The organism is Phenylobacterium sp. LjRoot97, assembly GCF_964254345.1.
Lineage (GTDB): Bacteria > Pseudomonadota > Alphaproteobacteria > Caulobacterales > Caulobacteraceae > Phenylobacterium.
Genome location: NZ_CAXUTH020000001.1, coordinates 1,263,444 through 1,287,878 on the forward strand (window position 1 = coordinate 1,263,444; position 24,435 = coordinate 1,287,878).

27 protein-coding genes are annotated in these 24,435 nt (G+C 68.0%); 9 read left to right on the plus strand and 18 right to left on the minus strand.

From position 1 onward, the window contains the following. Nucleotides 1–31: 31 nt before the first annotated feature. Nucleotides 32–538, minus strand: a complete 507-nt coding sequence (locus tag ACSQ2H_RS06075) for a response regulator (RefSeq protein ID WP_436060554.1) — start codon at nucleotides 536–538, stop codon at nucleotides 32–34. A gap of 142 nt (nucleotides 539–680) precedes the next feature. Between ACSQ2H_RS06075 and ACSQ2H_RS06080 the strand changes: the two genes are divergently transcribed. Then, nucleotides 681–1,949 (plus strand): MFS transporter, encoded by a 1,269-nt coding sequence (locus tag ACSQ2H_RS06080; RefSeq protein ID WP_436060555.1) that lies wholly within the window; start codon nucleotides 681–683, stop codon nucleotides 1,947–1,949. A gap of 4 nt (nucleotides 1,950–1,953) precedes the next feature. On the opposite strand, the gene ACSQ2H_RS06085 is transcribed toward ACSQ2H_RS06080, so the two are convergent. Next, on the minus strand, nucleotides 1,954–2,979 hold the full coding sequence (locus ACSQ2H_RS06085) for a DUF2804 domain-containing protein (RefSeq protein WP_436060556.1): 1,026 nt from the start codon (nucleotides 2,977–2,979) through the stop codon (nucleotides 1,954–1,956). A 140-nt stretch (nucleotides 2,980–3,119) separates the two neighbouring features. Here ACSQ2H_RS06085 and ACSQ2H_RS06090 point away from each other — a divergent pair, with 140 nt between their 5' ends. From ACSQ2H_RS06090 to ACSQ2H_RS06100, 3 genes are read left to right on the plus strand one after another with little or no spacing between them, the layout of a single operon-like run. After that, nucleotides 3,120–3,518: an SRPBCC family protein gene (locus ACSQ2H_RS06090; RefSeq protein WP_436060557.1), complete on the plus strand. Its 399-nt coding sequence runs from the start codon at nucleotides 3,120–3,122 to the stop codon at nucleotides 3,516–3,518. 59 nt (nucleotides 3,519–3,577) lie between these two features. Beyond that, nucleotides 3,578–4,045 carry a hypothetical protein gene (locus ACSQ2H_RS06095; RefSeq protein ID WP_436060558.1) on the plus strand — a complete coding sequence of 156 codons (468 nt, stop codon included), beginning with the start codon at nucleotides 3,578–3,580 and terminating at the stop codon, nucleotides 4,043–4,045. A 41-nt stretch (nucleotides 4,046–4,086) separates the two neighbouring features. Next, nucleotides 4,087–4,500, plus strand: a complete 414-nt coding sequence (locus ACSQ2H_RS06100; RefSeq protein ID WP_436060559.1) for a hypothetical protein — start codon at nucleotides 4,087–4,089, stop codon at nucleotides 4,498–4,500. Here ACSQ2H_RS06100 and purQ read toward each other — a convergent pair. From purQ to purC, 5 genes are read right to left on the minus strand one after another with little or no spacing between them, the layout of a single operon-like run. After that, complete coding sequence (purQ, locus tag ACSQ2H_RS06105; RefSeq protein ID WP_436060560.1) at nucleotides 4,497–5,159, minus strand: phosphoribosylformylglycinamidine synthase subunit PurQ; 663 nt, start codon at nucleotides 5,157–5,159, stop codon at nucleotides 4,497–4,499. The two genes, ACSQ2H_RS06100 and purQ, sit on opposite strands and share 4 nt — an antisense overlap. A 10-nt stretch (nucleotides 5,160–5,169) precedes the next feature. Beyond that, a complete protein-coding gene (locus ACSQ2H_RS06110) occupies nucleotides 5,170–5,655 on the minus strand; it encodes a DUF3291 domain-containing protein (RefSeq protein ID WP_436060561.1) in 486 nt (161 codons plus the stop codon). A gap of 13 nt (nucleotides 5,656–5,668) precedes the next feature. Continuing rightward, nucleotides 5,669–6,049 carry a hypothetical protein gene (locus ACSQ2H_RS06115; RefSeq protein ID WP_436060562.1) on the minus strand — a complete coding sequence of 127 codons (381 nt, stop codon included), beginning with the start codon at nucleotides 6,047–6,049 and terminating at the stop codon, nucleotides 5,669–5,671. Then, the gene (gene purS / locus ACSQ2H_RS06120) at nucleotides 6,046–6,288 is read right to left on the minus strand and encodes a phosphoribosylformylglycinamidine synthase subunit PurS (protein ID WP_183773609.1); all 243 of its coding nucleotides are present in this window, start codon (nucleotides 6,286–6,288) and stop codon (nucleotides 6,046–6,048) included. The genes ACSQ2H_RS06115 and purS overlap by 4 nt, the downstream gene beginning before the upstream one ends. Further along, nucleotides 6,288–7,046, minus strand: coding sequence for a phosphoribosylaminoimidazolesuccinocarboxamide synthase (gene purC / locus ACSQ2H_RS06125; RefSeq protein WP_436060563.1), 759 nt, complete (start codon nucleotides 7,044–7,046; stop codon nucleotides 6,288–6,290). Before purC ends, purS begins: the two co-directional genes overlap by 1 nt. Nucleotides 7,047–7,292: 246 nt before the next feature. Between purC and ACSQ2H_RS06130 the strand changes: the two genes are divergently transcribed. Beyond that, on the plus strand, nucleotides 7,293–7,616 hold the full coding sequence (locus ACSQ2H_RS06130; protein WP_436060564.1) for a DUF1476 domain-containing protein: 324 nt from the start codon (nucleotides 7,293–7,295) through the stop codon (nucleotides 7,614–7,616). A 374-nt stretch (nucleotides 7,617–7,990) separates the two neighbouring features. Here the strand turns inward: ACSQ2H_RS06130 and ACSQ2H_RS06135 are convergent, their stop codons facing one another. After that, a complete protein-coding gene (locus ACSQ2H_RS06135) occupies nucleotides 7,991–9,424 on the minus strand; it encodes a coniferyl aldehyde dehydrogenase (RefSeq protein WP_436060565.1) in 1,434 nt (477 codons plus the stop codon). A gap of 107 nt (nucleotides 9,425–9,531) precedes the next feature. Beyond that, on the minus strand, nucleotides 9,532–11,064 hold the full coding sequence (locus tag ACSQ2H_RS06140; RefSeq protein WP_436060566.1) for an arylsulfatase: 1,533 nt from the start codon (nucleotides 11,062–11,064) through the stop codon (nucleotides 9,532–9,534). A 224-nt stretch (nucleotides 11,065–11,288) separates the two neighbouring features. Here ACSQ2H_RS06140 and ACSQ2H_RS06145 point away from each other — a divergent pair, with 224 nt between their 5' ends. Both ACSQ2H_RS06145 and ACSQ2H_RS06150 read left to right on the plus strand, forming a co-directional pair. After that, nucleotides 11,289–12,299, plus strand: coding sequence for a calcium-binding protein (locus ACSQ2H_RS06145; protein ID WP_436060567.1), 1,011 nt, complete (start codon nucleotides 11,289–11,291; stop codon nucleotides 12,297–12,299). Between the two features lie 100 nt (nucleotides 12,300–12,399). Beyond that, nucleotides 12,400–13,638: an acetyl-CoA C-acetyltransferase gene (locus ACSQ2H_RS06150; protein WP_436060568.1), complete on the plus strand. Its 1,239-nt coding sequence runs from the start codon at nucleotides 12,400–12,402 to the stop codon at nucleotides 13,636–13,638. A 39-nt stretch (nucleotides 13,639–13,677) separates the two neighbouring features. On the opposite strand, the gene ACSQ2H_RS06155 is transcribed toward ACSQ2H_RS06150, so the two are convergent. From ACSQ2H_RS06155 to ACSQ2H_RS06165, 3 genes are all read right to left on the minus strand, one after another. Beyond that, nucleotides 13,678–14,904, minus strand: coding sequence for a PLP-dependent aminotransferase family protein (locus ACSQ2H_RS06155; protein WP_436060569.1), 1,227 nt, complete (start codon nucleotides 14,902–14,904; stop codon nucleotides 13,678–13,680). A 194-nt stretch (nucleotides 14,905–15,098) separates the two neighbouring features. After that, on the minus strand, nucleotides 15,099–16,421 hold the full coding sequence (purB, locus tag ACSQ2H_RS06160) for an adenylosuccinate lyase (RefSeq protein WP_436060570.1): 1,323 nt from the start codon (nucleotides 16,419–16,421) through the stop codon (nucleotides 15,099–15,101). Between the two features lie 62 nt (nucleotides 16,422–16,483). After that, nucleotides 16,484–17,176, minus strand: coding sequence for a MarC family protein (locus ACSQ2H_RS06165; RefSeq protein WP_436060571.1), 693 nt, complete (start codon nucleotides 17,174–17,176; stop codon nucleotides 16,484–16,486). Between the two features lie 81 nt (nucleotides 17,177–17,257). On the opposite strand from ACSQ2H_RS06165, the gene ACSQ2H_RS06170 reads away from it, so the two are divergent. Continuing rightward, nucleotides 17,258–18,691 (plus strand): sulfatase-like hydrolase/transferase, encoded by a 1,434-nt coding sequence (locus tag ACSQ2H_RS06170; protein ID WP_436060572.1) that lies wholly within the window; start codon nucleotides 17,258–17,260, stop codon nucleotides 18,689–18,691. On the opposite strand, the gene ACSQ2H_RS06175 is transcribed toward ACSQ2H_RS06170, so the two are convergent. Then, nucleotides 18,658–19,257 (minus strand): GNAT family N-acetyltransferase, encoded by a 600-nt coding sequence (locus tag ACSQ2H_RS06175; protein WP_436060573.1) that lies wholly within the window; start codon nucleotides 19,255–19,257, stop codon nucleotides 18,658–18,660. The genes ACSQ2H_RS06170 and ACSQ2H_RS06175 overlap by 34 nt on opposite strands. After that, nucleotides 19,257–20,744, minus strand: coding sequence for a spinster family MFS transporter (locus tag ACSQ2H_RS06180; RefSeq protein WP_436060574.1), 1,488 nt, complete (start codon nucleotides 20,742–20,744; stop codon nucleotides 19,257–19,259). The genes ACSQ2H_RS06175 and ACSQ2H_RS06180 overlap by 1 nt, the downstream gene beginning before the upstream one ends. Before the next feature lie 273 nt (nucleotides 20,745–21,017). On the opposite strand from ACSQ2H_RS06180, the gene ACSQ2H_RS06185 reads away from it, so the two are divergent. After that, nucleotides 21,018–22,499: a methyl-accepting chemotaxis protein gene (locus ACSQ2H_RS06185; protein WP_436060575.1), complete on the plus strand. Its 1,482-nt coding sequence runs from the start codon at nucleotides 21,018–21,020 to the stop codon at nucleotides 22,497–22,499. A gap of 55 nt (nucleotides 22,500–22,554) precedes the next feature. On the opposite strand, the gene ACSQ2H_RS06190 is transcribed toward ACSQ2H_RS06185, so the two are convergent. The 4 genes from ACSQ2H_RS06190 to ACSQ2H_RS06205 are packed head-to-tail and all read right to left on the minus strand — an operon-like array spanning nucleotide 22,555 to nucleotide 24,377. Continuing rightward, complete coding sequence (locus tag ACSQ2H_RS06190; protein ID WP_436060576.1) at nucleotides 22,555–22,926, minus strand: DUF1801 domain-containing protein; 372 nt, start codon at nucleotides 22,924–22,926, stop codon at nucleotides 22,555–22,557. Nucleotides 22,927–22,940: 14 nt separating this feature from the next. Beyond that, entirely contained in the window at nucleotides 22,941–23,363 is a 423-nt protein-coding gene (locus tag ACSQ2H_RS06195) for a DoxX family protein (RefSeq protein WP_436060577.1), read from the minus strand. A gap of 23 nt (nucleotides 23,364–23,386) precedes the next feature. Beyond that, nucleotides 23,387–23,914, minus strand: coding sequence for an SRPBCC family protein (locus tag ACSQ2H_RS06200; RefSeq protein WP_436060578.1), 528 nt, complete (start codon nucleotides 23,912–23,914; stop codon nucleotides 23,387–23,389). A 13-nt stretch (nucleotides 23,915–23,927) separates the two neighbouring features. Further along, nucleotides 23,928–24,377 (minus strand): VOC family protein, encoded by a 450-nt coding sequence (locus tag ACSQ2H_RS06205; protein ID WP_436060579.1) that lies wholly within the window; start codon nucleotides 24,375–24,377, stop codon nucleotides 23,928–23,930. Nucleotides 24,378–24,435 lie beyond the last annotated feature (58 nt).

Here is a 24,435-nt window from a genome sequence, read left to right on the forward strand (position 1 = left end):
GCTTTCGCCGGGATGAGCGGTGTGCGGAACTCTAAAGCTCCAGCACCCCGGCCTGGTCGATGGCGCGGCGCATCGGCCCGGCGTAGCCGGTCGGCGAGCGCCGGCGCCGGTCCGGTCCGAAGAAGTCGGTGGCCGCGACGTAGGGGCGCGGGCGCAGGATCACCGACTCCAGCCGCTTGAGGATGTCGCGGGCGGTGACCGGCTTGGCGAGGAACTCGTTCACCCCGCGGTCGCGCGCGGCGTTCAGGCGCGGCAGGTCCGAGTGGCCGGTCAGCATGATGATCGGCAGATAGCGAGCCTCGCCCGGCAGCGCCCGGACCCGGGAAATGAAGTCGAGACCGTTCATCGTCGGCATCTCGTAATCGACATAGGCCACGTCGACCGGCGCGCTCATCAGCTGGTCCAGGCCCTGTCGCCCGTCCGTCGCATAGTAGAGGCGTCCGACCCCGGCTGCGGCGAGAACCGTGCCGATGATCGTGCGCATCTGCTCGTTGTCGTCGACGACCAGTATTCGCAGAGCCCCAAGTCCTTGCGTCACTTTCCCGTCCTCGGCGAATCTATGTGCTGATAGACGCCAATCAGGCGAACTGTCGCAACCCCCCGGACGCAGTTTTCGCCTCGCTGCGCCTTGACCTCGCCCGCGTCTGGCGCGAAGCCGGACGCCAACATTGGGGGTGTGGATGTCGAAGACTGTTGAGGCGCCGTCGACGCGGCGGGTCCTGGGCGCGAGCCTGGTCGGCACCGCCGTCGAATTCTACGACTTCTACATCTACGCGACCGCCGCCTCATTGGTGTTCGGGCCGCTGTTCTTCCCGGCCGCCTCGCCTTCGATGCAGCTCCTCTCATCCTACGCCAGCATGGCCGTGGCGTTCTTCGCCCGCCCGGTCGGGGCGATCGTGTTCGGCCACTACGGCGACCGCATCGGCCGTAAGTCGACCCTGGTCGCCTCGCTGTTGCTGATGGGCGCCTCGACGGTGCTGATCGCCTTCCTGCCGACCTACCATCAGGCCGGCTGGCTGGCGCCTGTGGCGCTGTGCATCCTGCGCTTTGGCCAAGGCTTCGGCCTCGGCGGCGAGTGGGGCGGCGCCGCGCTGCTGGCGGTCGAGAACGCGCCGCCCGGCTGGCGGGCGCGCTACGGGATGTTCCCGCAGCTGGGCGCGCCGGTCGGCTTCATCGCCGCCAACGGCCTGTTCCTGATCCTGGGGATGCTGCTGACGCCCGAGCAGTTCCAGGCCTGGGGCTGGCGCATTCCGTTCCTGGGCAGCGCCCTGCTGGTCGGCGTCGGCCTCTGGGTGCGCCTGAAGCTCACCGAGACCCCGGCCTTCTCCAAGGCCCTGGCCGAGGAGAAGCCGTCCGACGTGCCCCTGGCCGAGCTGTTCAAGCGCCACCTGGGCCCGACCCTGGCCGGCACCTTCGCGGTGGTGGCGTGCTTTGCCACCTTCTACCTCGCGACCGCGTTTGCGCTCGGCTACGGCACCCAGACCCTGGGCTACAGCCGTGAGACCTTCCTCGGTGTGCAGCTGGGCGCCATCGGCTTCATGGCGCTGGGGATCGTGCTGGCCGGCTACTGGTCGGACGCCAGCAACCCGCGCCGGGTGCTGATGGCCGGCTGCTTCATGGCCATCGCCGTCGGCGCGCTCATGGCGCCGATGATGGGCGGCGGCTCGCTGCTGGGCTGCTGGGCGTTCCTGTCGCTGGCGCTGCTGACCATGGGCTTCGTCTACGGCCCGCTGGGCGCGTTCCTGCCCGGACTGTTCCCGGCGCGGGTGCGCTACACCGGCGCCTCGATGGCCTTCAACGTCGGCGGCATCATCGGCGGCGGCCTGACCCCGATGGTCGCTCAGGCGCTGTCGACGCAGGGCGGCCTGGTGCCGGTCGGGATCTATCTCGCCGTCGCCGCGCTGATCAGCCTGGTCGCCCTGCTGCCGCTGAAGCACCAGCAGGCCTGATCGGTCACCAGTGGTTCTCGACCTCTTCGGCGAAGCCGATCAGGTCGCGGACCTGCAGCCGCGTGCCGTCGTCCAGCACCGCGACGCCGGAGAACTTGCCGAACACCTGGTGCTGGCGGCTGCTGACCGGACCCATGGCGAAGTCCGCGTGGCGGTCGACGATCGGCTCGAAGGTCATCTCGAAGCGGCCGTCGCTGGAGGTGAAGCGCCAGGGCCCGCTGTCGTGGGCGCCGTCGGGCAGGTGGAACTCCAGCTCGGTCAGTTTGTGCGCCTTGCCGTCGTAGAAAAGGATGTTCTCGCTGGCGGCCGAGGTGTCGCCGAAGCCATAGCCGATGTTGAAGCCGAACGGCTTGCCGTCGACAAGGCCCGAGGCCGAGCCCCAGTACCAAGTGTTGTCGTAGGTCCAGACCCCGCGGCCCCAGTCGAGCACGGCGAACGCGCTGGTCGGCTCGAATTCGTAGCGCTGGCCGGCATAGATCACGTGACCGCCGGCCGGCATGCAGTTGATCTTCTGATTGTAGTAGAAGGCCGTCGCCTGCTCGGCGAACGGCGTGGCGATGACCATGCGGTCCATCGGCGGCTGGGCCAGGACGATCTCGCCGGAGATGCCCGCGCCCTTGTCGAAGCTGGGGGCGTCGAAGGTCAGCACCCGTCCGCCCGGCGCGAAGCGGAACGCGATCTCCATCTTCGGGTGGACGTGGGCGATGTCGCCCGCGTCGGCGCTGGGCGGCAGGTTCATGGCGCCGTGCGGGGCCGGCAGGCCGACGCCGCCGTTGACGAAGCTCCGCGCCTGGAAGTCCATCCACGAGACGCCGAGGAAGCCCATGTGGCCGTTGTCGGCGACGGTCAGGGCCAGGCCGAAGTCGGGCGACAGGATCGCGTAGTAGTCCCACTCCTTGATCGCCGGATCGTCATGGGCGACGCCGATGGCGGCGCGGTCGTAGCGGCGAACCTCGCTGGCGGCCCAGCCGCGCTCGACCAGGTGTCCGTTCGCGTCGAGCAGTTCGCCCGTTCCCATAAGCTTCTGCATGTCGCCTCCGCAGGTTGCCCGGGCGTGCTTACGGCATGACGCAACGGCAGCGCAAAGGCTGCCGATAGCGTCCGATAGCCGCCAGAAACCGCCGGCTCCGAGGGCTACAATCCCTGAAAACCAGCCAGCGGAGGCCGCCCATGGTCACGATCCTGCGAGACGTGCCGGTAAACCTGCCGATAGCGGACGTCTGGGAACGCTTGCGGCAGGTCGGCAAGGCGCACGAACTCTTCGCCAGCGTGCTGGTCGACGGGTCCATCGAGGGCGACCTGCGGACCGTCACGTTCGCGAACGGCATGGTCGTGACCGAGCAGATCCTCGGCGTCGACGAGCCCTCTCGGCGGGTGGCCTACAGCGTCGTCGACGGGCCGTTCGAGCGGCATGCCGCCTCGATGCAGGTGGTCGCGGACGGGGCCGGCAGCCGCGTCGTGTGGTTCAGCGATCTCAAGCCCGACGCCTTGGCGGATATGGTGACGCCGCTGATGGAGGCCGGCCTGGCGGCGCTGAAACGCAACCTCGAGGGGGCTCAGCCCGATTGACCGGCGGGCCTGGCGGGCGTATCGATATTGCGAGTCATTCGCAATAAAGGAACGCTTCCATGGCCATCGCACCTCTCGCCGCGGCGTCCCTGCGCGTCGGTCCCCAGGGCCTGGCGGTGTCCGAGCAGCTGGTGCTCGCCTCCCTGCGCGCCTGGGCCAGGGCTCGTATGGCCGGCGATGATCCGCGCGAGCTGGTGCAGCCGGGCCTGACCCACGTGAGCTCCAGGCCCGTGGCCAGCGTCTTCGTGGCGCTGATGGAGCACATCGAGCGCAACGCCCGCCGGGCCATGGAAGTCCACTGCATCGCCTGCGGCGGCTATTCGCAGGACGAGCAGCGCGTGGTGCTGGCCTGCGGCGTCGCCCGCACCGCGCCGGATGTGGCGCTGCAGCTGCTGCGGCCGCTGGTTGGCGCGCCCGAGGCGCCGGTGCTGCTGGCCCGGACCCTGAACGTGGCGCTCTGCAACGCCGGCTTCCCGATGCCGGTGCGGATGTGGGACGACGCAAGCGTCCCGGCCACCGTGCACTGAGGGCCCTGGAAACGTGCGGCCATCGGGTCTAGGCAGGCCCGATGAGTGAGTTTGACGACGAACCGATCTTCGATGGCGGCGGCTATGATGTCGACGACTGGGCCCGCCTGAAGCCGTTCACTGGCGCGCTGGCGACCCTCGAGGACGTGCAGGCCAAGGTCGCGATCTTCGCCCTGGGCGACACCCATCGCGGCCGCCCGATCGACATGGACCTGCCGCAACCGATCATCTGGTGGGAGGACGACGGCGAGATCGCCGCCGTGGCCGTGCAGGCCGAAGCCCACGAGACCGAGGACGGCGAGGTGATGGAGGTGCTGGGCCTGGTGCTGCCGGACGGCGCCGGGGCGGTGGCCTTGCTGGAGGACGTCGACCTGGTCGACGACAGCGATCCGGTCTGGCGCCGGCTGGTCACCGAAGCGATCGGCGACGAGACCGGCGAAGACGACGAGGACTAGGCGCTGGCGAGCGCGCTCTGGAAGAGGATCGCGCCGTCGGCCGAGCCGAGCTCGGCCTCGAAGGCGCGGTCGGGGTGCGGCATCAGGCCGATGACGTTGCCGCGCTTGTTGACGATGCCGGCGATGTCGCGCGACGAGCCGTTCGGATTGTCGAGGTAGCGGAAGACCACCTGACCTTCGCCCTCCAGCCGGTCCAGCGTCTCTTCGTCGGCGAAGTAGTTGCCCTCGCCGTTGCCGACGGTCATCTCGACCTCGCGGCGGCCGGCATAGCCGGCGGTGAAGCGGGTCTGGGCGTTGGTGACTTCTAGCGCCACCGGCTTGCAGACGTATTTGAGCTTCTCGTTCCGCAGCAGCGCGCCGGGCAGCATCTTCGACTCGGTCAGCACCTGGAAGCCGTTGCAGATCCCGACGACGGCGACGCCGCGGTCGGCGGCGGCGCGCACTTCGCTCATCACCGGCGCCAGCGAGGCCATGGCCGCGCAGCGAAGGTAGTCGCCGTAGGAGAAGCCGCCGGGCAGCACGATCAGGTCCAGGCCCTGGGGCAGGGCGGTCTCGGCATGCCAGACCATATCGACCTTGGCGCCGGTGGAGCGTTCGACGGCGACCTTGCAGTCGCGATCGCAGTTGGAACCCGGGAATACGATGACGGCGGCTTTCATGGGCGGCCCTTTACGCGCATTTGTCGAGAATGGGGAGGGGGGAGGTGGTCGCATCCGGCGCCGGATGCGGCTCGCGGAAGGTGAAGGCCTCCGGACCTGGGCCGTTGGCCCGCAGCAGTTCGAGCCGAGCGACCGCCTCGGCGAGCGTCGGCGCGTGGCCGGCGGGGACCCACCAGAGCGCCATGTAGGCCTCGATCTCGTGAAACCACTCGCCGCGCCGGCGCATGATCTCGACGTGGCCCGAGCGGTAGACGAAGGCGCCCAGCGCGGCCTGGCTCTCCCAGACCGAGAGGTTGGTGATGATCAGCGGGTCGTCGAAGGCGACGAGGTCGGTGGCGTCGTCGCCTTCGCCGGTCAGCCGCCAGACGAAGCCAGGCGAGGCCTCGGCCAGCGCGTTGATGCGCTCGAGGTTGTTCTTGAAGTCCGCCGTCTCGGGCGCGTCGATCGGCGCCTTCAGCCGGCCCACGTTGATCTGGGCGAGGTGATAGCCGCTCATCGATAGTGCCCCCTCATCTGGCGCTCAGGCCCTCCAGATAGGTCATCACCTGGTCGAATCCAGCCTTGTCGCCATAGGCGCAGCCGGTGTTCTTCATGACCTTGCGGCCGCCTTCCTGGACCGCTTCCTGCTTGAAGACCGCCGGGTGGCCAGGCGCGCCGACCTGCGTCAGGACGAAAGCCTCGCCGCTGCCCGGCACGTTGTAGAAGCGATAAGGCTCGCCGCGCTCCTGCGACGCCGGAATCAGTCCCGGCTGGGCCAGGACCTTGGCCGACAGGGCCTCGTAGGAGAGCGAGCAGTCGAGCGCCAGGCGCGGCCGGGGCGGTTCAGGCTCCGGCGCGCAGGCGGTCAGGATCAGGGGAAGAATAGGGGAGAGGGCGATGAGCCCCCTCACGCCACCTCGATCCGGTAGCTTTCGATGACGGTGTTGGCGAGCAGCTTCTCGCACATGTCCTTCACCTGGGCCTCGGCCGCGGCCTTGTCGGTCGCGTCCTTCAGGTCGAACTCGATGGTCTTGCCGACGCGCACGCCGTCGACCTGCGGCCAACCCAGGCCGTGCAGAGCGCTTTCGACGGCCTTGCCCTGAACGTCCAGCACGCCGGGCTTCAGGAACACATGAACTTTCGCGCGCACTAGTGCAGGCCTCCTTGGATGACGGTGGGCATCTCTTTCATGATGCCGAGACGACGGGCCACCTCGGTGTACCCTTCGATGACGTCGCCCATGTCGCGGTCGAAGCGGTCCTTGTCCAGCTTCTCGTTCGTCTGGCTGTCCCAGAGGCGACATGAGTCGGGGCTGATCTCGTCGGCCAGGATCACCCGCGAGAAGTCGTTCTCGTAGATGCGGCCGAACTCGACCTTGAAGTCGACCAGGGTGATGCCGACGCCGGCGAACAGCCCGGTGAGGAAGTCGTTCACGCGCAGGGTCAGGGCCATCATGTCGTCGATCTCCTGGGTCGAGGCCCAGTTGAACGCGGTGATGTGCTCCTCGGCGACCATCGGGTCGCTGAGCTTGTCGTCCTTCAGGTAGAATTCGATGATCGAGCGGGGCAGGGCCTGGCCTTCGGGCAGGCCGAAGCGCTGCGACAGGCTGCCGGCCGCGACGTTGCGGCAGACGACCTCCAGCGGAATGATCTCGACTTCGCGGATCAGCTGCTCGCGCAGGTTCAGCCGACGGATGAGGTGGTTCTGAACCCCGATGGAGTTCAGCTTGGTCATCACGTACTCGCTGATGCGGTTGTTGATGACGCCTTTGCCTTCGAGGATCGCCTTCTTCTGCGCGTTGAACGCGGTGGCGTCGTCCTTGAAGTACTGGATCAGGGTTCCGGGCTCGGGGCCCTCGTAGAGGATCTTGGCCTTGCCTTCGTAGATCTTCTTGCGGCGGGTAGTCATGTGCGCCTTCTCCCAGAGCGAGGGCTTGGCCGCCAGCGGAAAAACGAAAAAACGCGCGCAGTTCGAGGCAAACGCGCGCGGCTCCGACCGTATGGCCCTCTCACTCATATGAGGCCTGAAAAAACTAACGGATTGGCCTTCGCGGCGCAAACGGCGCAAGAGCCGCATCGCCTGGTCGTGCGTTTACGTTGCTACGGCGCGGTTCACGGGATATGCAACGCCGACCGACCGCCTACTGGGGAACACATGACGACCTTCGACGATCGCGAGCGTGGCTTTGAAAAGAAGTTCGAGCTCGACCAGGAGCAGGAATTCAAGGCTGGTGCTCGTCGCAACCGCATGCTGGGCGAATGGGCCGCCGGTCTGATGGGCCTCTCGGCCGAGAGCGTCGCCGAGTACGCCAAGGCCGTGGTCAAGTCCGACTTCGAGCTGCCTGGCGACGAGGATGTTCTGCGCAAGGTGTTCGAGGACCTGAAGGGCTCGGGCGTCGCCGTCAGCGAAGGCGAAGTGCGCATGAAGATGGACGAACTGCTGGCTCAGGCCCGCGAGCAACTGCGCTCGGGCGAGTAAGACCTTCCGGCGTCACGAAAAGAGCGCCGCCCTTTCGGGGCGGCGTTTTTTGTTGCGCGCTCGCCGCTGGCCGAACGTGGGTCGCCGAATGCATCGCGGCGCCGCAAATTGCAACCGGTGGCGCCGGGTTGCAGCGGCGCACACGCGCTCCGGTGCAACTGCGCGCAACGCGCGAAGCGCTGCAAGAACGCCCCAACGAGCAGCCTGAAGGCCGCCGGATGGGAGCGCAGCCATGCCACGACCGATCGCCGTCGCCGTCTGGGGCCTGGTCTGCGCGTTCACGCCGGCCGAAGCGCATGAGCCGCTGCTGCCGTCGCCTGAAGCGGCCGGCGCGGACGCCGGCCTCCTCACCGATTCGGAGTTGGCGCTGTTCGTCAGCGCTTCAATTGGCCGTCCAGGTACTTGCGAATGGCCGGGCCGTACGGCGGACGCATCTGCTGCAGCGGCTTGTCGGCCTTGATCTGGCGATAGATCGACTTGGCGTGGCTGAACTCGCGGAAGCCGTCGACGCCGTGATAGCTGCCCATCCCTGACGGCCCGACGCCGCCGAAGGGCAAGTTCTCCTGGGCGACGTGGAAGATGACGTCGTTGACCGTCACCCCGCCGGAGGTCGTGCTGGCCAGCACCTTCTCGCGTTCGGCCTCGTCGGAGCCGAAGTAGTAGAGGCCCAGCGGCCGTTCGCCCTTGTTCACATAGGCGATGGCCTCGTCGATCCCCGAATAGGTCTTCACCGGCAGCACCGGCCCGAAGATCTCCTCCTGCATGACCTTCAGGTCGTCGCTCGGATCGATGATCAGCGTCGGGGCGATCTTGCGGTGCTCCTGCTGCGACAGGTCCTCGCCTTCGGGCTTCAGTTCGATCACCCGCGCGCCCTTGGCCTTGGCCTCGTCGATGTAGCCCTTGATCCGGTCGTAGTGCCGCTGGGCGATGATCGCGGTGTAGTCGGGGTTGTCCTTCAGGGTCGGGAACATCTTCGCCACCGAGGCCTGGGCCCCCGCGATGAAGGGCTCGAGGCTCTCCTTGGGCGTCAGGACATAGTCGGGCGCCAGGCAGATCTGACCGGCGTTCAGCGTCTTGCCGTTCATGATCCGCGCCGAGGCGACGTCGAGATCGGCGGACTTGCCGAGGATCACGGGGCTCTTGCCGCCCAGTTCGAGGGTCAGCGGGACGAGGTTATCGGCGGCTGCGCGCATGACGTGCCGCGCGATCGAGGTCGCCCCGGTGAAGATCAGGTGATCGAAGGCCAGCGACGAGAACGCCTGGCCGACCTCGGGGCCGCCGGTGACGACCGCGATCTCATATTCGGAAAAGGCGCCGGCGAACATCTTCGCCATCAGGTCGGAGGTCGCGGGGGTGAACTCCGACGGCTTGATCATTGCCCGGTTGCCGGCCGCCAGCACTCCGGCCAGCGGCCCGAAGGTCAGGTTCACCGGGAAGTTCCAAGGGCTGATGATCCCGACCACGCCCTTGGGCTGGAAGCGGATTTCGGCCTTGGCGCCGAACAGGCCGAGGATCGCCGGCGTCGGCTTGCGCTTCTCGGGCCGCATCCACTTGGCCAGGTTGTCCTTGGCGTGCTTGAGCGGGCCGATGGAGGCGGCGATGTCGGTGAAGGTGGTGGCCTCGCGCGAGCGCGAACCGAAGTCCTCGTTGATCGCGTTTTCGATGGCCGCGCGGTTGTCGATCAGCAGGGCGATGGCGCGGTCGATACGCTCGATGCGGACCTGGGCGGACGGCTCCCCGTCACGCAGGTGAGCGGCCTTCTGCCTGGCCAACAAGGCGTTCATCGCAGCAGCGTCCATGTCGTTCATCTCCTCCCCGAGCATCCGGCTGACGTTCGGATAGTGACGTTACGGAATGGAAGCGCCGCGGGAAAGGCGCGGGACGGCGGGCCAGAACCGCCGCCCCGCCCAGCCGCTCAGGATGCTCCGGCGCCGGCGTCCGCCATCTTCGCGACGGCGTCGTCGATCGTGAAGCTGCCCGGCCGCTGGATCGGTGGGAAATCCTTGAAGGTCGCCGCGAACATCGCTGCGCCGGTCTGGGCCGCGTAGATGAAGTAGGCGTTGTGGATGAACCAGTCGTAGTAGGTGTTCGAGGTGACGTCCGCGAACTCGTACGGATCGGTCCGCAGGTTGAAGAGCTTGGGCATGCGCAGCCGGGTGAACGGCTCGGCCCAGACCTGCATGGTGCCCTGGCAGCGCTGCTCCATGAACACCAGCTTCCAGTTGTCGTAGCGCATGGCGAGGATGTCGCCGTCGTCGCTGATGTAGAAGAAGAAGTTGCGCGGGCTCTCCTTCTTCTCGCCGGTCAGGTGGCTGAGCAGGCTCATGCCGTCGATGTGGTTCTTGTAGGTCCGCCCGATCGCCTTGTGGCCCTTCTTCAGCTTGTCGACCACGTCGGGATCGCCGGCCATTTCGAGGAAGGTCGGCAGCCAGTCATGGTGCTGGACGATGCCGTTCGAGACCGATCCGGCCTCGACCTTGCCGGGCCAGCGAACCAGCATCGGGATGCGGAAGGCGCCTTCCCAATTGGTGTTCTTCTCGCTGCGGAATGGCGTCATGCCGCCGTCCGGCCAGGTGTTGCGGTGCGGGCCGTTGTCGGTCGAGTACTGGACGAAGGTGTCGTCGGCGATGCCGAGCTCGTCCAGCAGGTCGAGCATCTGACCGACGTTCTTGTCATGGTCGAGCATGGTGTCGTGATAGGGCGACTGCCACTTGCCGGCCTGGCCCAGGCTCTCGGGCTTGGTGTGGGTGATCAGGTGCATGTGGGTGGTGTTCAGCCACACGAACCAGGGCGTGCCGTCCTTCTGCGCCTTCTTGATGAAGTCGGTCGCCGCGGCGATGAATTCGTCGTCGCAGGTTTCCATGCGCTTCTTGTTGAGCGGGCCGGTGTCCTCGATCTTCTGCTTGCCGACCTTGCCCCAGCGCTCCTGCTCGGTGGGGTCGTCCTTGTCGGTCGCCCAGGAGTGGATGACCCCGCGCGGACCGAAGCGCTCGCGGAACTTCGGGTCCTTCGGATAGTCGTACATCTCCGGCTCTTCCTCGGCGTTCAGGTGGTAGAGGTTGCCGAAGAACTCGTCGAAGCCATGGTTGGTGGGCAGCATGTGGTTGAGGTCGCCCAGGTGGTTCTTGCCGAACTGACCGGTGGTGTAGCCCTGTTCCTTCAGCAGCGCGGCGATGGTGACGATCTTGTCGCTCATGCCGATCGGCGAGGCGGGGATGCCGACTTTGGAGAGGCCGGTCCGCAGCACGCTCTGGCCGGTGATGAACGAGGAGCGGCCGGCGGTGCAGGACTGCTCGCCATAGCTGTCGGTGAACAGCATGCCCTCCTTGGCGATCCGGTCGATGTTGGGCGTGCGGTAGCCCATCAGCCCGTGCGTGTAGCAACTGAGGTTCGACTGCCCGATGTCGTCGCCCCAGATGACGAGGATGTTCGGTTGCTTGGCGGCCATGGCTACGCTCCGATTGCTGCGAGCCGACAGAGAAGCGGTCGGCGGGCAAGCAAGGGATCGGGTGAAACCCCGTGACGCTGCGCGCGATACCCTGGCCTCATTGGCCGCTGGGCTAGACGGGCCGATTTCCTAATTCGTCTTAATACTGCGCCACCAATGCGTGTTGGCCATTGACGCCCGTCCGGGGCGAGCCCGTCATGCCGGCGAACCGACGGGAGCATGTGATGGCGTTTCTGAAGGCCGGCGCCAGGTTCGGCGTCAACATGGACACCATTGATCTCAATATTCTTTTCGGCGGGGTGATCACCCTGGCCAACACCGGGCGGATCTATTCGGACGGCGCCTTCGGCGACCGGGTCGCGCTGTTCGGGAACTTCAGCTTCGACGGGGCCGGGCGGCTGGCCGGCGGCGAGCTGAATCACATCCAAGAAAACCTCTCCGGATACCTGCACTTCGACGTCTCGGGATTTTCCGCTTCGGCGACGCGCATCGTCGGCCTGGCCGCTGACGGCGACATGCCCACCGCCTTCCGGATCATCCTGAGCGGCGACGACAGCTTCCTTGGCGCTTCGCTCGACGACGTCCTGCGCGGACATGACGGTGACGACACCATCGACGGCGGCGGCGGCTTCGACAGCCTCTACGGCGGGGCCGGCGACGACGTCATCGTCAGCGGGACCAACCATGGGCCCGGCGACAGCTACCTGCGAGGCGAGGCGGGCGACGACTCGATCGTCGGCGGCATCCGGTTCGACGACATCAACGGCAATGTCGGCCGCGACACCATCCGTGGGCGCGAGGGCGACGACTGGGTCGTGGGCGGCCAGGACGGCGACCTGCTCTACGGCGACGAGGGCGCCGACCAAGTCTACGGCAATATGGGCGACGACACCGGCTTTGGCGGGGAGGGGAACGACACCCTGCGCGGCGGCCAAGGTTCGGACGTGCTGTATGGGGAGGCCGGTGACGACTTCATCAGCGGCGATCGCGGCAGCGACACCGTCGCTGGTGGGAGCGGCGCGGATATCTTCAACACCTTCGCCGGGGCCGGCATCGACCGGGTGCTGGATTTCAACGCCGGCGAGGGCGACCGGGTGCGGGTCGAGGGCGGCGTGGCCTACACGGTCAGCCAGGTCGGGAGCGACGTGCTGGTGAACCTGGGCGGCCCCGACGTGCTGATCCTGGCTGGCGTGCAGCTGTCGACCTTGCCGGCGGGATGGATCTTCTCGGCCTGATCCCTGCGACGGATTTGCGCTGGACTGACGTGGCGGCGGGTGGGCGACTGTCTTCCAAACGAACCGGCGCGCGCCGGACGCACCAGGAAGGAACACGACAATGCCCGAGGCCCTGATCATCGACGCCTGCCGCACCCCGCGCGGCATCGGCAAGGTCGGCAAAGGCGCGCTGGCCGATTTTCACCCGCAGCACCTGGCCGCCACGGTGCTCAAGGCCCTGGCCGAGCGTAACAACCTGAAGACCGGCGAAGTCGACGACATCATCTGGGGCACCTCCAGCCAACGCGGCAAGCAGGGCGGCGACCTCGGCCGGATGGCGGCGCTCGACGCCGGCTATGACGTCAAGGCCAGCGGCATGACCCTGGACCGCTTCTGCGGCTCGGGCATCACCACGGTGAACCTGGCTGCGGCGCAGATCATGTCGGGGATGGAAGACCTGGTGATCGCCGGCGGCACCGAGATGATGTCCTACACCTCCTCGACGGGCGATCCGTCGACGCCGCCGATGATGGACGGCGGCAACCTGCGCCTGCGCGCGCGTCATCCGCAGAGCCAGCAGGGCGTCTGCGCGGACGCCATCGCCACGCTGGAAGGGATCAACCGCCTGGCGCTGGACGAACTGGCTCTGCTGAGCCAGCAACGGGCCGACGTCGCCATCAAGGAAGGCCGCTTCGATAAGTCGCTGGTGCCGGTCTATCGCGAAGACGGCTCGCTGGCCCTGGACCGCGAGGAGTTCCCGCGTCCGCAGACCACGCTCGAGGGCCTGTCGGGGTTGAAGGCGTCGTTCGAAATGATCGCCAACGTGCCGGTCGACGACAAGGGCACCACTTATGGCGACCTGATCCGTCAGGTCTATCCGGACCTGAAGATCACCCACGTGCACCATGCCGGCAATTCGTCGGGCGTCGTCGACGGCGCGGCCGCGGTGCTGCTGGCCTCGCCAGCCTACGCCGCCAAGAACGGCCTGAAGGCGCGCGGCCGGGTGGTCGCCATGGCCAATATGGGCGACAGCCCCACCCTGATGCTCAACGCCCCGGTCCCGGCGGCGCAGAAGGTCCTGGCCAAGGCTGGCCTGACCATCGACGACATCGACCTGTTCGAGATCAACGAGGCCTTCGCGGTGGTCGCCGAGAAGTTCATCCGTGACCTGAAGCTGGACCGCGAGAAGGTCAATGTGAACGGCGGCGCCATGGCGCTGGGCCACCCGATCGGCGCCACGGGTTCGATCCTGATCGGCACCGTCCTCGACGAACTGGAGCGCCGCGACCTCAAGCGCGGGCTGATCACGATGTGCGCGGCCGGCGGCATGGCCCCGGCGATCATCGTCGAGCGCGTCTAGGCAAGTCGAAGGCTCCCTCGCGCGGGGGAGCCTTCCCTTCTAGGTCTGGCGGGCGATCAGCCGGGCCAGGCGCGCCACGCCGTCGTCGATCTCGTCCGGGGTCGGCAGCGAGTAGCTGAGCCGGATGGTGTTGTCGGCCGCGGTCTCGGCGAAGAACGGCGCGCCGGGCACGAAGGCCACGCGCTCCTCGGCGATGGCGCTGGCCAGCAGGTCCTTGCCGTCGATCCCCTCGGGCAGGCGCAGCCAGACGAACATGCCGCCCTCCGGCTTAGACCAGGTCACGCCCTCGGGCATGTGGCGGTCCAGGGCGTCCAGGGTCGCCTGGGCCTTGGCGCCATAGGCGTTGCGCAGGCGCGACAGGTGCTGCTCGTAGTCCTCGGTCACGGTGCGCCAGCCGACCATCTGGTTGATCGTCGAGACGTGCAGGTCGCTGCCCTGCTTGAGCAGCACCAGCTTCTCGATGACCGCCTTCGGGCCGCAGACCCAGCCCAGCCGCAGGGCCGGCGAGATGGTCTTGGAGAAGGTGCCGCAATAGAGGGTCCGGGCCTGCTCGATCGACCCCGAACGGGCGATGTCGAGGGCGAGCAGGCTGGGCAGCGCCTCGCCGGCGAAGCGCAGCTCGCGATAGGCGGCGTCCTCGATCAGCGTCATGTCCGCGGCGTCGGCCAGCTCCAGCAGCGCTTGGCGCTGGGCGGTGGTCATGCTCTCGCCGGTCGGGTTGGCGTAGTCGGGCACGAAGTAGCCGAGCGGCCGGGCCGCGCGGCCGGCCAACAGGCCTTGCGCGTCGCAGTCGCCGTCCAGGGCGTCGTCGGGCAGATCGAGATAGTTCGGCTCGTAGGCGGTGAAGGCCTGCAGTGCGCCCAGATAGGTCGGGCGGGCGACGACCACGGTATCGCCACTGCTGAGGAACAGCTTGCCCAGCAGGTCCAGCGCCTGCTGCGAGCCGGCGGTCAGCATGATGTTGTCCGGCCCGCAGGCGACGCCATGCGTGGCCATGCGCTCGGCCAGCCACTCGCGCAGCGGCAGATAGCCCTCGCTGACCGAGTACTGCAGGGCCTGCTGCGACAGCTGCGGATCGGTCAGCACGGCCTGGTAGCTGGCCTGGATGCGCTCGGCGGGGAACAGGCCCGGGTCGGGAATGCCGCCGGCGAAGGAGAGGATGTCGGGCTGGTCGAGCAGCTTGAGCAGCTCGCGGATTTCGTTGGCGCGCACGCGGGACATGCGTTCGCTGAAGCGCTGCGCCCAGGCGGTGGTGTGATCGGTCATTGAAGGATCTCGTATGTGTCGCTGGCGGCGCAGGCCGCCCCAAGACGCCGCACGGCCGTGCGGCGTCGCCTGATCAGATCAGGGGCGTCATACGATGCAGGTCGGGCCCTGGGTCCGGCGGAGCCAGAAGCGCCGCCGACCACGTGAGGTGGTGATCATGACCGATCTCTAGCCTGACTTGGCGCGCGACGGAACTACTCCGCCGCGGCCTTCATGGCGTCTTCGCCGAACACGCGGGCGAAGACGGCGTCGACGTTCTTGAAGTGGTAGCCGTTGTCGAACAGCTCCGAGAGCTCTTCGTCCGAGAGGATCACTTCCGGGTCGGCCTTGAGGAAGTCCAGGAAGTTCCCTTCGCCGCGCCACACCTTCATGGCGTTGCGCTGGACCGCGGCATAGGCGCCCTCGCGGCTGATGTCCTTCTGGGTCAGGGCCAGCAGCACGCGCTGGGAGTGAACCAGGCCGCCGAGGCGGTCGAGGTTCTTCAGCATGTTCTGCGGGTAGATCAGCAGGCGGTCGACGACGTTGGCCAGGCGGCGCAGGGCGAAGTCGAGGTGGATGGTGGTGTCCGGGGCGATGCCGCGCTCGACCGACGAGTGGCTGATGTCGCGCTCATGCCAGAGGGCGACGTTCTCCATGGCCGGGACCACGGCCGAGCGGACCAGACGCGCCAGGCCCGTCAGGTTCTCGGTCAGGATCGGGTTGCGCTTGTGCGGCATGGCCGACGAGCCCTTCTGGCCGACGTCGAAGAACTCTTCGGCTTCAAGCACTTCGGTGCGCTGCAGGTGGCGGATCTCGACGGCGAGGCGCTCGACCGAAGAGGCGACGACGCCGAGGGCCGCGAAGTAGGCGGCGTGACGGTCGCGCGGGATGACCTGGGTGGAGACCGGCTCGACGGCCAGGCCCATCTTCTCGGCGACGTGGGCTTCGACCTCGGGCGAGACGTTGGCGAAGGTGCCGACCGCGCCGGAGATCGCGCAGGTGGCGATCTCGAACTTGGCCATCGCCAGGCGCTCCTTGGCGCGGACGAACTCGGCGTAGTGGCCGGCGAGCTTGAGGCCGAAGGTGGTCGGCTCGGCGTGGATGCCGTGGCTGCGGCCGACGGTCGGGGTCAGCTTGTGCTCGAAGGCGCGCTTCTGCAGCGCGGCCAGGACCAGGTCGACGTCCTCGATCAGCAGGTCGGTGGCGCGGCTGAGCTGGACGGCCAGGGCGGTGTCATTGACGTCCGACGACGTCATGCCCTGGTGCAGGAAGCGGGCTTCCGGCCCGACGATCTCGGTGACGTGGGTCAGGAAGGCGATGACGTCGTGCTTCACTTCACGCTCGATGGCGTCGATACGCTCGACGTCGAAGATCGCGTCGCGGCCCTTTTCCCAGATGGTCTCGGCGGCCTGCTTCGGGATCACGCCCAGCTCGGCCATCTTGTCGGCGGCGTGGGCCTCGATCTCGAACATGATCTTGAACCGCGTCTGCGGGTCCCAGATGGCGGCGGCTTCCGGGCGGGCGTAACGGGGGATCATGGCGGGGCTCCTTCGCGGCGGGTGTTAGCCCCACCGAGCCGGAATCGCAATGTTCGGGGGCCTCAGGCCGCGGCCTTGAGGTACGAGGTGACCAGGCTTTCCAGGCCGCTGGAGATGATCTGGACGCCGACGCAGAGCAGCAGGAAGGCGACCAGCCGCGACATCACCCGCGCGCCAGAAGCGCCCAGCAGCGACAGGACCTTGCTGGACCAGCGGTAGGAGACGCCGACCAGCAAGGCGACGAGCACCGCGGCGATGCTGACCCCGGCGAAGAAGGACAGGACGCCTTGGCCGTCGGCCGGCCGCTGCGAAGCCAGGGCGATGGCCACCGAGATCGCGCCGGGCCCGGTGGTGAAGGGCATGGTCAGCGGGAAGAAGGCGACGTCTTCCTGCACGTGCTGCTCGGCCGAGGCCGCGGCGTTGGCCTTGCGGTTCTCCTGGGCCTCGGGCTGCATCAGCAATTGCCAGGCGCGGATGGCGACGACCAGGCCGCCGGCGACCCGCAGGGCGCCCAGGCTGACCCCGAAGAAGTTCAGGATGTAGCCGCCCAGCAGCAGCGATCCCAGCAGGATCAGCAGGGCGTTGAAGGCGATGCGCCAGGCCAGCTCGTGCCGGTCGGTGCGGCCCTCGGTGACCTGGTGAAAGGTGATCGCCGCGCCGACCGGATTGACGATCGAGAACAGCGCCGGGAACGCCAGGAGGAAGGCGCCGACGACGGTCGTGAGCGGGAGCGGATTGAGGTCGGTGAGAGTCATGCGGGGCCAAGGGTAAGCGCAACCCTGGGCGCCAGGCTAGGCCGCTTCCCCTTCGGCCACGCAGCGTCCACTGTGGCGCGCGTGAACATCCTCTTCATCACCCTCGACCAGTTCCGCGCCGACTGCCTGTCGTGCGCCGGGCATCCGATCGTGCGAACGCCGAACCTGGACCGCCTGGCGCGGCAAGGGGTTCGGCTGGCGCGGCACTACAGCCAGGCCGCGCCCTGCGCGCCGGGGCGGGCCAGTCTCTACACCGGGACCTACCAGCTCAATCACCGGGTGGTCGCCAACGGGACGCCATTGGATCGCAGGCTCGACAACGTGGCGAAAGCCGCCGTTCGCGCCGGATACGTTCCGACGCTGTTCGGCTACACCGACCAGGCCGTGGACCCCCGCGAGGTCAACGACCGCAAGGATCCGCGGCTGTTCACCTATGAGGGCGTACTGCCCGGTTTCGAGGTCGGGCTCGACTTCACGACACATGACCCGAGCGCCTGGATCGGCAGGTTGAGGGCCCTGGGTCACCAGGTACCTGACGATAGCGAGGGCGCGCTGGCCGGCGAGCCCGATCGGCCGGCCGAACACAGCCTGTCGGCGTTCCATACCGACGTCTTTCTCGATTGGCTGGGACGTCAGGACGGGCCGTGGTTCGCGCATCTTTCGCAGCTGCGGCCGCACCCGCCGTACGCCGCGGCCGGCGAGTTTGCGACGATGTACGATCCGGCCGACGTCCCGGCGCCGGTCCCAGCCGGTGAGGCGCGGCATCGACTGCACGAGGGGCTGCTGAAGTCGGGCCTGGCTGCGCCGAGCGATCCGGCCGAGATGGCCAAGTTGCGCGCGCAGTATTTCGGCATGGTCAGCGAGGTCGATCATCAGCTCGGCCGGGTCTGGGCGGCGCTGGAGGCGGCGGGCCAGTGGGACGACACCTTCATCGTGGTGACGGCGGACCACGGCGAGCAGCTGGGCGACCAGGGCCTGATCCAGAAGGCGGGCTACTTCGAGGCCAGCTACCACGTGCTGGGGATCGTCCGCGATCCGCGCAAGCCGCAGGCGCACGGCTCGGTGGTCGAGCGGTTCACCGAGAACGTCGACGTGCTGCCGACCCTGTACGAGGCGATGGGCGTTGCGGTCCCGGCCCAGTGTGATGGCCTGCCGCTGACGCCGTTCCTTGAGGGCGTGGATCCGCCGTGGTGGCGCGAGGCCGCGCACTGGGAGTTCGACTGGCGGTTCGGGAACATTCCGCGCGGGCCGCACCCGTGGCCGTGGGACCGGCGATTGGAGCGGCAGAGCCTGGCGGTGCGGCGGGACCAGGACGGCGCCTATGTTCAGTTCGCGGACGGCGACTGGCTGTGTTTCGACCTGGCGGCCGATCCCAGCTGGCGCACGCTGACGAACGATCCGGAGCGAGTGCTGGCGCAGGCCCAGGCGATGCTGGCCTGGCGCGCCCAGCATGCCGACCGCACGCTCACCGGGCTATTAGTTCAGGACGGCGGCGTCGGCCGCTGGCCGGAGTAGCGGCTCAGCTCGGGTCTGAGCGCCAGGGTGTAGAGCACGCGACGCGTCGTCTCGCCCGAGGCGGCGCGGTCGTGAACCGTTCCCGTCTCGACGAAGCCGGCGCGCTCGGCGGCGCGGCGCGAGGCGAGGTTGTCGGCGTCGATGCGGGCCTCGGCCCAGCACACCTCGTCCAACTGAGCGGCGGCCTGGCAGAGCAGGGTCAGCGCCCGGCGGGCGTAGCCCCGGCCGCGGAAGGCCGGAAACACCCAGTAGGAGACGTCGGCGCTGTCGGACGCGGCCAGCCGCAGCTCGCAGCCGCCGACCAGTTCGCCCGCGGCGTTGCGCACGGCGTAGGCGAACATCGGGCCGCCGGCGGCCCGCGCCGCGATCCATCGCCCGATGGCCGCCCGGGTCTGCTCGAGGGTGGAGGCGTGCGGCGCCTCGAAGCGCAGCAGCATCTCGGCGTCCTCGCCGGCCAGGTGGGCCTCGGCGTCGGCGACGACGTGGCCGTCGAGCAGGACCACGTCGTCAGTCAGGCGTCCGGGAAGGCCGATCAGGCGGCCGATGTGGTCCGCCTGGCCGTCCATCAGGCGCCGGCCGCGGCTTCGGCCTCGGTCTTGGCGAGGGCGTCGGCCATGTCCTTGGGCAGGGTGATCGCGGCCAGCAGGTAGTGAAGGCCGGCCCAGCCGTAGATCAACAGGTTCCAGACGATGCCGTCACGGGTGCCCTGCGCGACCGCGGCCTTGCAGGCCGCGTCGATCATCGCGCCGGCGCCTTCCTTGCCCACGCCGCCGGGGCAGAGGTCGAAGAACGGACCGAGATCCTTGGCGGCGAAGTGGGCCTGGCTGAGCGTGTCGATCACCCAACCGCAGAAGGGCGGGCCAAAGCCCAGGGCGATCAGGTTGAGCACGAAGAACAGCAGCGCCGTGGCGGTGGCGCGCATGCGCAGGCTGACGGCGTTCTGGATGACGCCGAAGGTCGGGCCGAGATAGGTGTAGTGGAAGATGCCGGGGATCAGCAGCAGGCCGGCGGCCAGCTTCCAGTCGTCGCGGGTGTAGACGAGGATGTAGAGCGGGCAGGCGATCAGCAGGCCGATGGCCGGCACCAGTGCGTACCAGCGGCCCGATTTCCTGGCGGCATAGTCGGTGAGGAAGCCGCCGAGCAGGGTGCCGATGCCGGCGGCGATGCCGCCGATGACCCCGAAGATCAGGCCGACGGTGGCGAGGTCCAGGCCGAACATGCGGATGAAGTAGGGGGCCGAGTACTGGCCGGTGCCGTAGCCGGCGAAGGATGCCAGCGTGATGCCGGCGACCATGTGGAAGAAGCCCCATTTGCCGAAGATGCGCTTGGCGACGGCGAGGATCGAGGGCGGCTTGGCGTGGACGGCGGGCGCCGTCTCGTCGCCCTCTAGGACCGGCGCGTCGGCGGCCTGCTGGGCCACCAGGCGGTCCGAGTAGCCGCGCGGCGGCTCCTTGACGAAGACCTTGAGCAGGATGGCGACGATCACGCCGGGCAGGCCGACCAGCATGAAGGCCATGCGCCAGTCGAGGTTCTGGGCGATCCAGCCGCCGGCGACGGCGCCGAACATGGTGCCCAGCGGGATGCCGAATGAGTAGATCGACAGGGCCGAAGCGCGCTTCTTGGGCTCGAAGTAGTCCGAGATCAGCGAGTGGGCGGGCGGCGAGAGGCCGGCCTCGCCGACGCCCACGCCGACCCGGAACAGCAGCAGCTGCAGGAAGCTGGTGGCCATGCCGCAGAGCGCGGTGAAGGCCGACCAGACGACGATGGCGATGGTGATGATGTTGACCCGGCTATGGCGCTCGGCGAGGCGGGCGATCGGGATGCCGAGGGTCGTATAGAGCAGGGCGAAGGCCAGACCGCCGAGCAGGCCGAGCTGGGTGTCGGTCAGCTTCAGGTCGACTTTGATCGCCTGACCGATCGTCGAGATGATCGTCCGGTCGATGAAGTTGAAGGTGTAGGCGAGGACCAGGAGCCACAGGACGGACTGCTTGTATCCCTCTGAGAACAACGGCTGGCGGGGTGGCGCGGCGGCGCCCGCTTCTGTGGCGGCCATGAGTGTCGTTCTCTCCCCCGACATGTTTGTTGCGGCGAGCATGGCCGCAGCCGCGGCCGAGGGGAAGGGCCGATGCGTCGCAGGTTGCGAATGCGGCGCGAGGACGCTGCCAGCCGGCCGCTACGCTGCTCAATAATGTTGCAAGTAATCGGGCGTAAGTTGCGGAAAATACGTATAATTTTGTCTTTTGTCCTTACGGTTTCGTTTACCCTGTCGGCGCAACTCTCTTAGGGTGAGGCGGGTCGTGCCGCCGCACTGCGGGGGAGCAGAAACATGATGTTCAAGAGAAGGACGCCGGCCGACGAGGCGGCGGCCAGCGCGGTCGCTGAACTCGAGGCGATCATGGGCGCCGTGCATAAGTCTCAGGCCGTCATTGAATTCGAACTCGACGGCACGATCATCAAGGCCAACGACAATTTCTACAGCGCGATGGGCTACACCCCCTCCGAGGTGGTGGGGCGTAAGCACAGCCTGTTCGTCACGTCCGACTATGGGGCCAGCGAGGCCTATCGCGAGTTCTGGCGCGGCCTGAACCGCGGCGAGTTCCTGTCCGACAAGTTTCTTCGTGTCGCCAAGGGCGGCCGCGAGATCTGGCTGCAGGCCACCTACAACCCGATGTTCGACAAGTCGGGCCGGCTCTACAAGGTGATCAAGTTCGCCACCGACATCACCGCCACCGAGCTGCAGCATCAGAAGCGCGACGCCGAACGGGCGGCGGCGCGCGAGCAGCAGGTGTTCGCAGTCGAGGCCACGGCCAAGGCCCTGTCGCGGCTGGCCAAGGGCGACTTGACCTATCGCATCGAGGGGGAATTCCCCGACGAGTACCTGCGCCTGCAGGCCGATTTCAATGCGGCCATCGGCCGGCTGCACGAGGTGATGGACAGCGTCTCCTCCGCGGCGGGAGCGATCCAGTCGGGGAGCGGCGAGATCACCTCGGCGGCCGACGATCTGTCGCGCCGGACCGAGCGTCAGGCGGCCAATCTCGAGGAGACGGCCGCCGCGCTCGACGAGATCACCGCGACGGTCAAGAAGACCGCCGAGGGCGCCAAGGAAGCGCAGAGTGTCGTCAACGCTGCGCGCGGCGACGCCGAACAGTCCGGGGTGGTGGTGTCCGACGCCATCTCGGCGATGGGCAAGATCGAGGCCTCGGCCACGCAGATCAGCCAGATCGTCGGGGTCATCGACGAGATCGCCTTCCAGACCAACTTGCTGGCGCTGAACGCCGGCGTCGAAGCCGCCCGCGCCGGTGAAGCCGGCCGCGGCTTTGCGGTGGTCGCCTCCGAAGTGCGGGCCCTGGCCCAACGCTCGGCCGAAGCAGCCAAGGAGATCAAGGCGCTGATCACCGCCTCGACCGCCCAGGTGAGTTCGGGCGTCGAGCTGGTCGGGAAGACCGGCGAGGCGTTGCGGCGGATCGTCGGCGAGGTCGCCAAGATCACCGACCTGGTCACCGAGATCGCGGCGTCGGCGCAGGAGCAGGCCGTCGGTCTGGGCCAGGTCAACACCGCCATCAACGACATGGACCAGATGACCCAGCAGAACGCCGCGATGGTCGAACAGTCCACGGCCGCCAGCCACGCCCTCGCGCAACAGGCGTCTGAACTCGGCCACTCGATGGCCCAGTTCGAACTGGGCGGTGCGGCCCCGGCGGTCCAGGCGCCGCCGCGGCGCGCGGGCGCGCCGGTGCGGATCGCAGCCTCTGGTGCGGCGACGGCCCGCAAGCTGGAGCCGGCGGTCGACGCCTGGGAAGAGTTCTAGGGCGTTCGTCTCGGCGGCGGCCTGGCCGCCGCCGAGACACGCTGTCGAACGCCGACTAGGCCTTCGCCTTCATCGGGTCGCCGTGCTGGGCGTTGAGCGCGGCGCCGGCCTCGATCAGGCCGCGGAGCTGGCCGGAGGTCAGCTCGACGGGATCGGTCAGCTTGATCGTCGCCATCTGAAAGCCGCCGCTCGGCGTCAGCCGGGCGTCGAGCTGCGTCATCTGGGCGCCGCGCCAGAAGGCGAGGTTCATGTGCGTCTTGAAGCCCTTGACCAGGCACACCGCGCCGTCGGCCGACGACCACATGGGATGTCCCCACTTGAAGTCTTCCGAGAGCCCGGCGGCCTGCGCCTCGGTGCGGATGGTCCTGGCGGCGGCGGCCTGCCAATCGGGCAGCGTCGCGAGATAGGCGTCGACCTTGTCGGACATGTCAGGGCTCCGGGTCAGAGACGGACAGGGAAGAGGGCGCGCAGGCGGGCGTCGCGCAGCCAGAGCCCGCCCCAGAGCGCGGCGCCGAGATAGACGCCGAACAGGACGTGGCTGAACAGCGGGTCGCCGACCCGCATGTGGGTGGCGATCGCCCCGCCCATCACCCCGGTGAACAGCACTGCGCCGAGCACGGCGGTGCGCGGGTTGAGGTAGAGCGCCAGACAGATCAGCTCGATCACGCCGATGGTGCGGCCGAGCTCGGGCGGGTAGCCGAGCTGGACCAGGGTGTCGCGGACGATCTGAAGATCGATGAGCTTGATGGCGATGTCGAACGTCATGAACAGGGTGGCCAGGCTGGTGAGGCCCCAGCCGGCCCAGGTCAGAGCCTTGGAAGCAGCGGGCGCAGACGCGCGCGCCGCAGGATCGAGGGAAGTCATGGCGGTGGTCCTTTGAGCGGCGGTCAGCCTTGCTCGGCGAGCGCCTTGAGCTTGGCGAGCCCCTGTTCGAACTGCGGTCCGACCATCTTCTCCATTGGGAGGAAGACGTCGATCAGCTTGGCGAAGAAGCCGCTATGGCCCGACATCGCCCAGGTGACCTTGGTCGCATCGCCGTCCGGTTCGAGGGTGAACTCGGCCTTGTTGTGCGCGTGGAACGGCTTGACGAAGATGAGGTCGATCAGCACCCGCGAGGAGGCGGTCGCCTCGGTGATCGCCATGCTGCCGACGCCGGTCTTCCTGCCTTCCCAGCTGTAGGTCGCCCCGACGCCGCGCTCGGCCCCGCCGTAGGTGCGCTTGAGGTCGGCGTCGATACCTTCGAACGGCGACCAGGCGGTCCAGCGGTGGAAATCGGAGATCAGGTCGAAGAGCGTTTCCGGCGAGGCGCGGACGGTGGTCGAGCGCTCGAGCCGGAAGTCGGAGGGATGGTTCGCGACATAGGCGATGAGGCCCAGAAGCGCGAGGATCAGGAGGCCGACGAGCGCGGCGAGCATGGCGGTTCCTTCGTCAGTTGGTCTTGGTCTGGCCGAGGGCCCAGTGGACGCCGTAGGGATCGAGCAGGCGCGCGTAGCGGTCGCCCCAGAACATGTCCTCGATCGGCTGCAGCACTTGGGCACCGGCGTCGACCGCGCGCTGGAACCAGGCCTCGATGTCGTCGACCTGCAGATGCATGGTGAAGGAGCCCGACGGCTGGTGCTCGAAGCCGTGGCCCATCTCCGGGAAGCAATCGCAGATCATCAGATTGCCGCCGTTGATCACCAGCGCGCAGTGCATCAGCCGCTTGCCGTCGTCGGCCGGCAGCCGGAAGGTTTCGCGGGCGCCGAAGGCCTTCTGGTAGAACGCCGAAGCATCGCTGGCGCCGACGACGTTGAGGTGCGGGGTGACGCCGGTCATCGGCGGCATATCGATCGCGGCGAGCTCGCCGGCGGTGGTTTCCATGGTCGCGGTGACGGACATGGCGGCTTCCTTCCTGGCTGGCCCCTCAGGAGGGGCGTCTAATCCAAGGACGAACGAG

Excerpts from the sequence above, each read along its gene's own strand:
- ACSQ2H_RS06080 (WP_436060555.1), top strand. The coding sequence starts at position 681 with ATGTCGAAGACTGTTGAGGCGCCGTCGACGCGGCGGGTCCTGGGCGCG.
- ACSQ2H_RS06085 (WP_436060556.1), bottom strand. The coding sequence starts at position 2,979 with ATGCAGAAGCTTATGGGAACGGGCGAACTGCTCGACGCGAACGGACAC.
- ACSQ2H_RS06090 (WP_436060557.1), top strand. The coding sequence starts at position 3,120 with ATGGTCACGATCCTGCGAGACGTGCCGGTAAACCTGCCGATAGCGGAC.
- ACSQ2H_RS06095 (WP_436060558.1), top strand. The coding sequence starts at position 3,578 with ATGGCCATCGCACCTCTCGCCGCGGCGTCCCTGCGCGTCGGTCCCCAG.
- ACSQ2H_RS06100 (WP_436060559.1), top strand. The coding sequence starts at position 4,087 with ATGAGTGAGTTTGACGACGAACCGATCTTCGATGGCGGCGGCTATGAT.
- purQ (WP_436060560.1), bottom strand. The coding sequence starts at position 5,159 with ATGAAAGCCGCCGTCATCGTATTCCCGGGTTCCAACTGCGATCGCGAC.
- ACSQ2H_RS06110 (WP_436060561.1), bottom strand. The coding sequence starts at position 5,655 with ATGAGCGGCTATCACCTCGCCCAGATCAACGTGGGCCGGCTGAAGGCG.
- purC (WP_436060563.1), bottom strand. The coding sequence starts at position 7,046 with ATGACTACCCGCCGCAAGAAGATCTACGAAGGCAAGGCCAAGATCCTC.
- ACSQ2H_RS06130 (WP_436060564.1), top strand. The coding sequence starts at position 7,293 with ATGACGACCTTCGACGATCGCGAGCGTGGCTTTGAAAAGAAGTTCGAG.
- ACSQ2H_RS06135 (WP_436060565.1), bottom strand. The coding sequence starts at position 9,424 with ATGAACGACATGGACGCTGCTGCGATGAACGCCTTGTTGGCCAGGCAG.
- ACSQ2H_RS06140 (WP_436060566.1), bottom strand. The coding sequence starts at position 11,064 with ATGGCCGCCAAGCAACCGAACATCCTCGTCATCTGGGGCGACGACATC.
- ACSQ2H_RS06145 (WP_436060567.1), top strand. The coding sequence starts at position 11,289 with ATGGCGTTTCTGAAGGCCGGCGCCAGGTTCGGCGTCAACATGGACACC.
- ACSQ2H_RS06150 (WP_436060568.1), top strand. The coding sequence starts at position 12,400 with ATGCCCGAGGCCCTGATCATCGACGCCTGCCGCACCCCGCGCGGCATC.
- ACSQ2H_RS06155 (WP_436060569.1), bottom strand. The coding sequence starts at position 14,904 with ATGACCGATCACACCACCGCCTGGGCGCAGCGCTTCAGCGAACGCATG.
- purB (WP_436060570.1), bottom strand. The coding sequence starts at position 16,421 with ATGATCCCCCGTTACGCCCGCCCGGAAGCCGCCGCCATCTGGGACCCG.
- ACSQ2H_RS06165 (WP_436060571.1), bottom strand. The coding sequence starts at position 17,176 with ATGACTCTCACCGACCTCAATCCGCTCCCGCTCACGACCGTCGTCGGC.
- ACSQ2H_RS06175 (WP_436060573.1), bottom strand. The coding sequence starts at position 19,257 with ATGGACGGCCAGGCGGACCACATCGGCCGCCTGATCGGCCTTCCCGGA.
- ACSQ2H_RS06180 (WP_436060574.1), bottom strand. The coding sequence starts at position 20,744 with ATGGCCGCCACAGAAGCGGGCGCCGCCGCGCCACCCCGCCAGCCGTTG.
- ACSQ2H_RS06185 (WP_436060575.1), top strand. The coding sequence starts at position 21,018 with ATGATGTTCAAGAGAAGGACGCCGGCCGACGAGGCGGCGGCCAGCGCG.
- ACSQ2H_RS06190 (WP_436060576.1), bottom strand. The coding sequence starts at position 22,926 with ATGTCCGACAAGGTCGACGCCTATCTCGCGACGCTGCCCGATTGGCAG.
- ACSQ2H_RS06195 (WP_436060577.1), bottom strand. The coding sequence starts at position 23,363 with ATGACTTCCCTCGATCCTGCGGCGCGCGCGTCTGCGCCCGCTGCTTCC.
- ACSQ2H_RS06200 (WP_436060578.1), bottom strand. The coding sequence starts at position 23,914 with ATGCTCGCCGCGCTCGTCGGCCTCCTGATCCTCGCGCTTCTGGGCCTC.
- ACSQ2H_RS06205 (WP_436060579.1), bottom strand. The coding sequence starts at position 24,377 with ATGTCCGTCACCGCGACCATGGAAACCACCGCCGGCGAGCTCGCCGCG.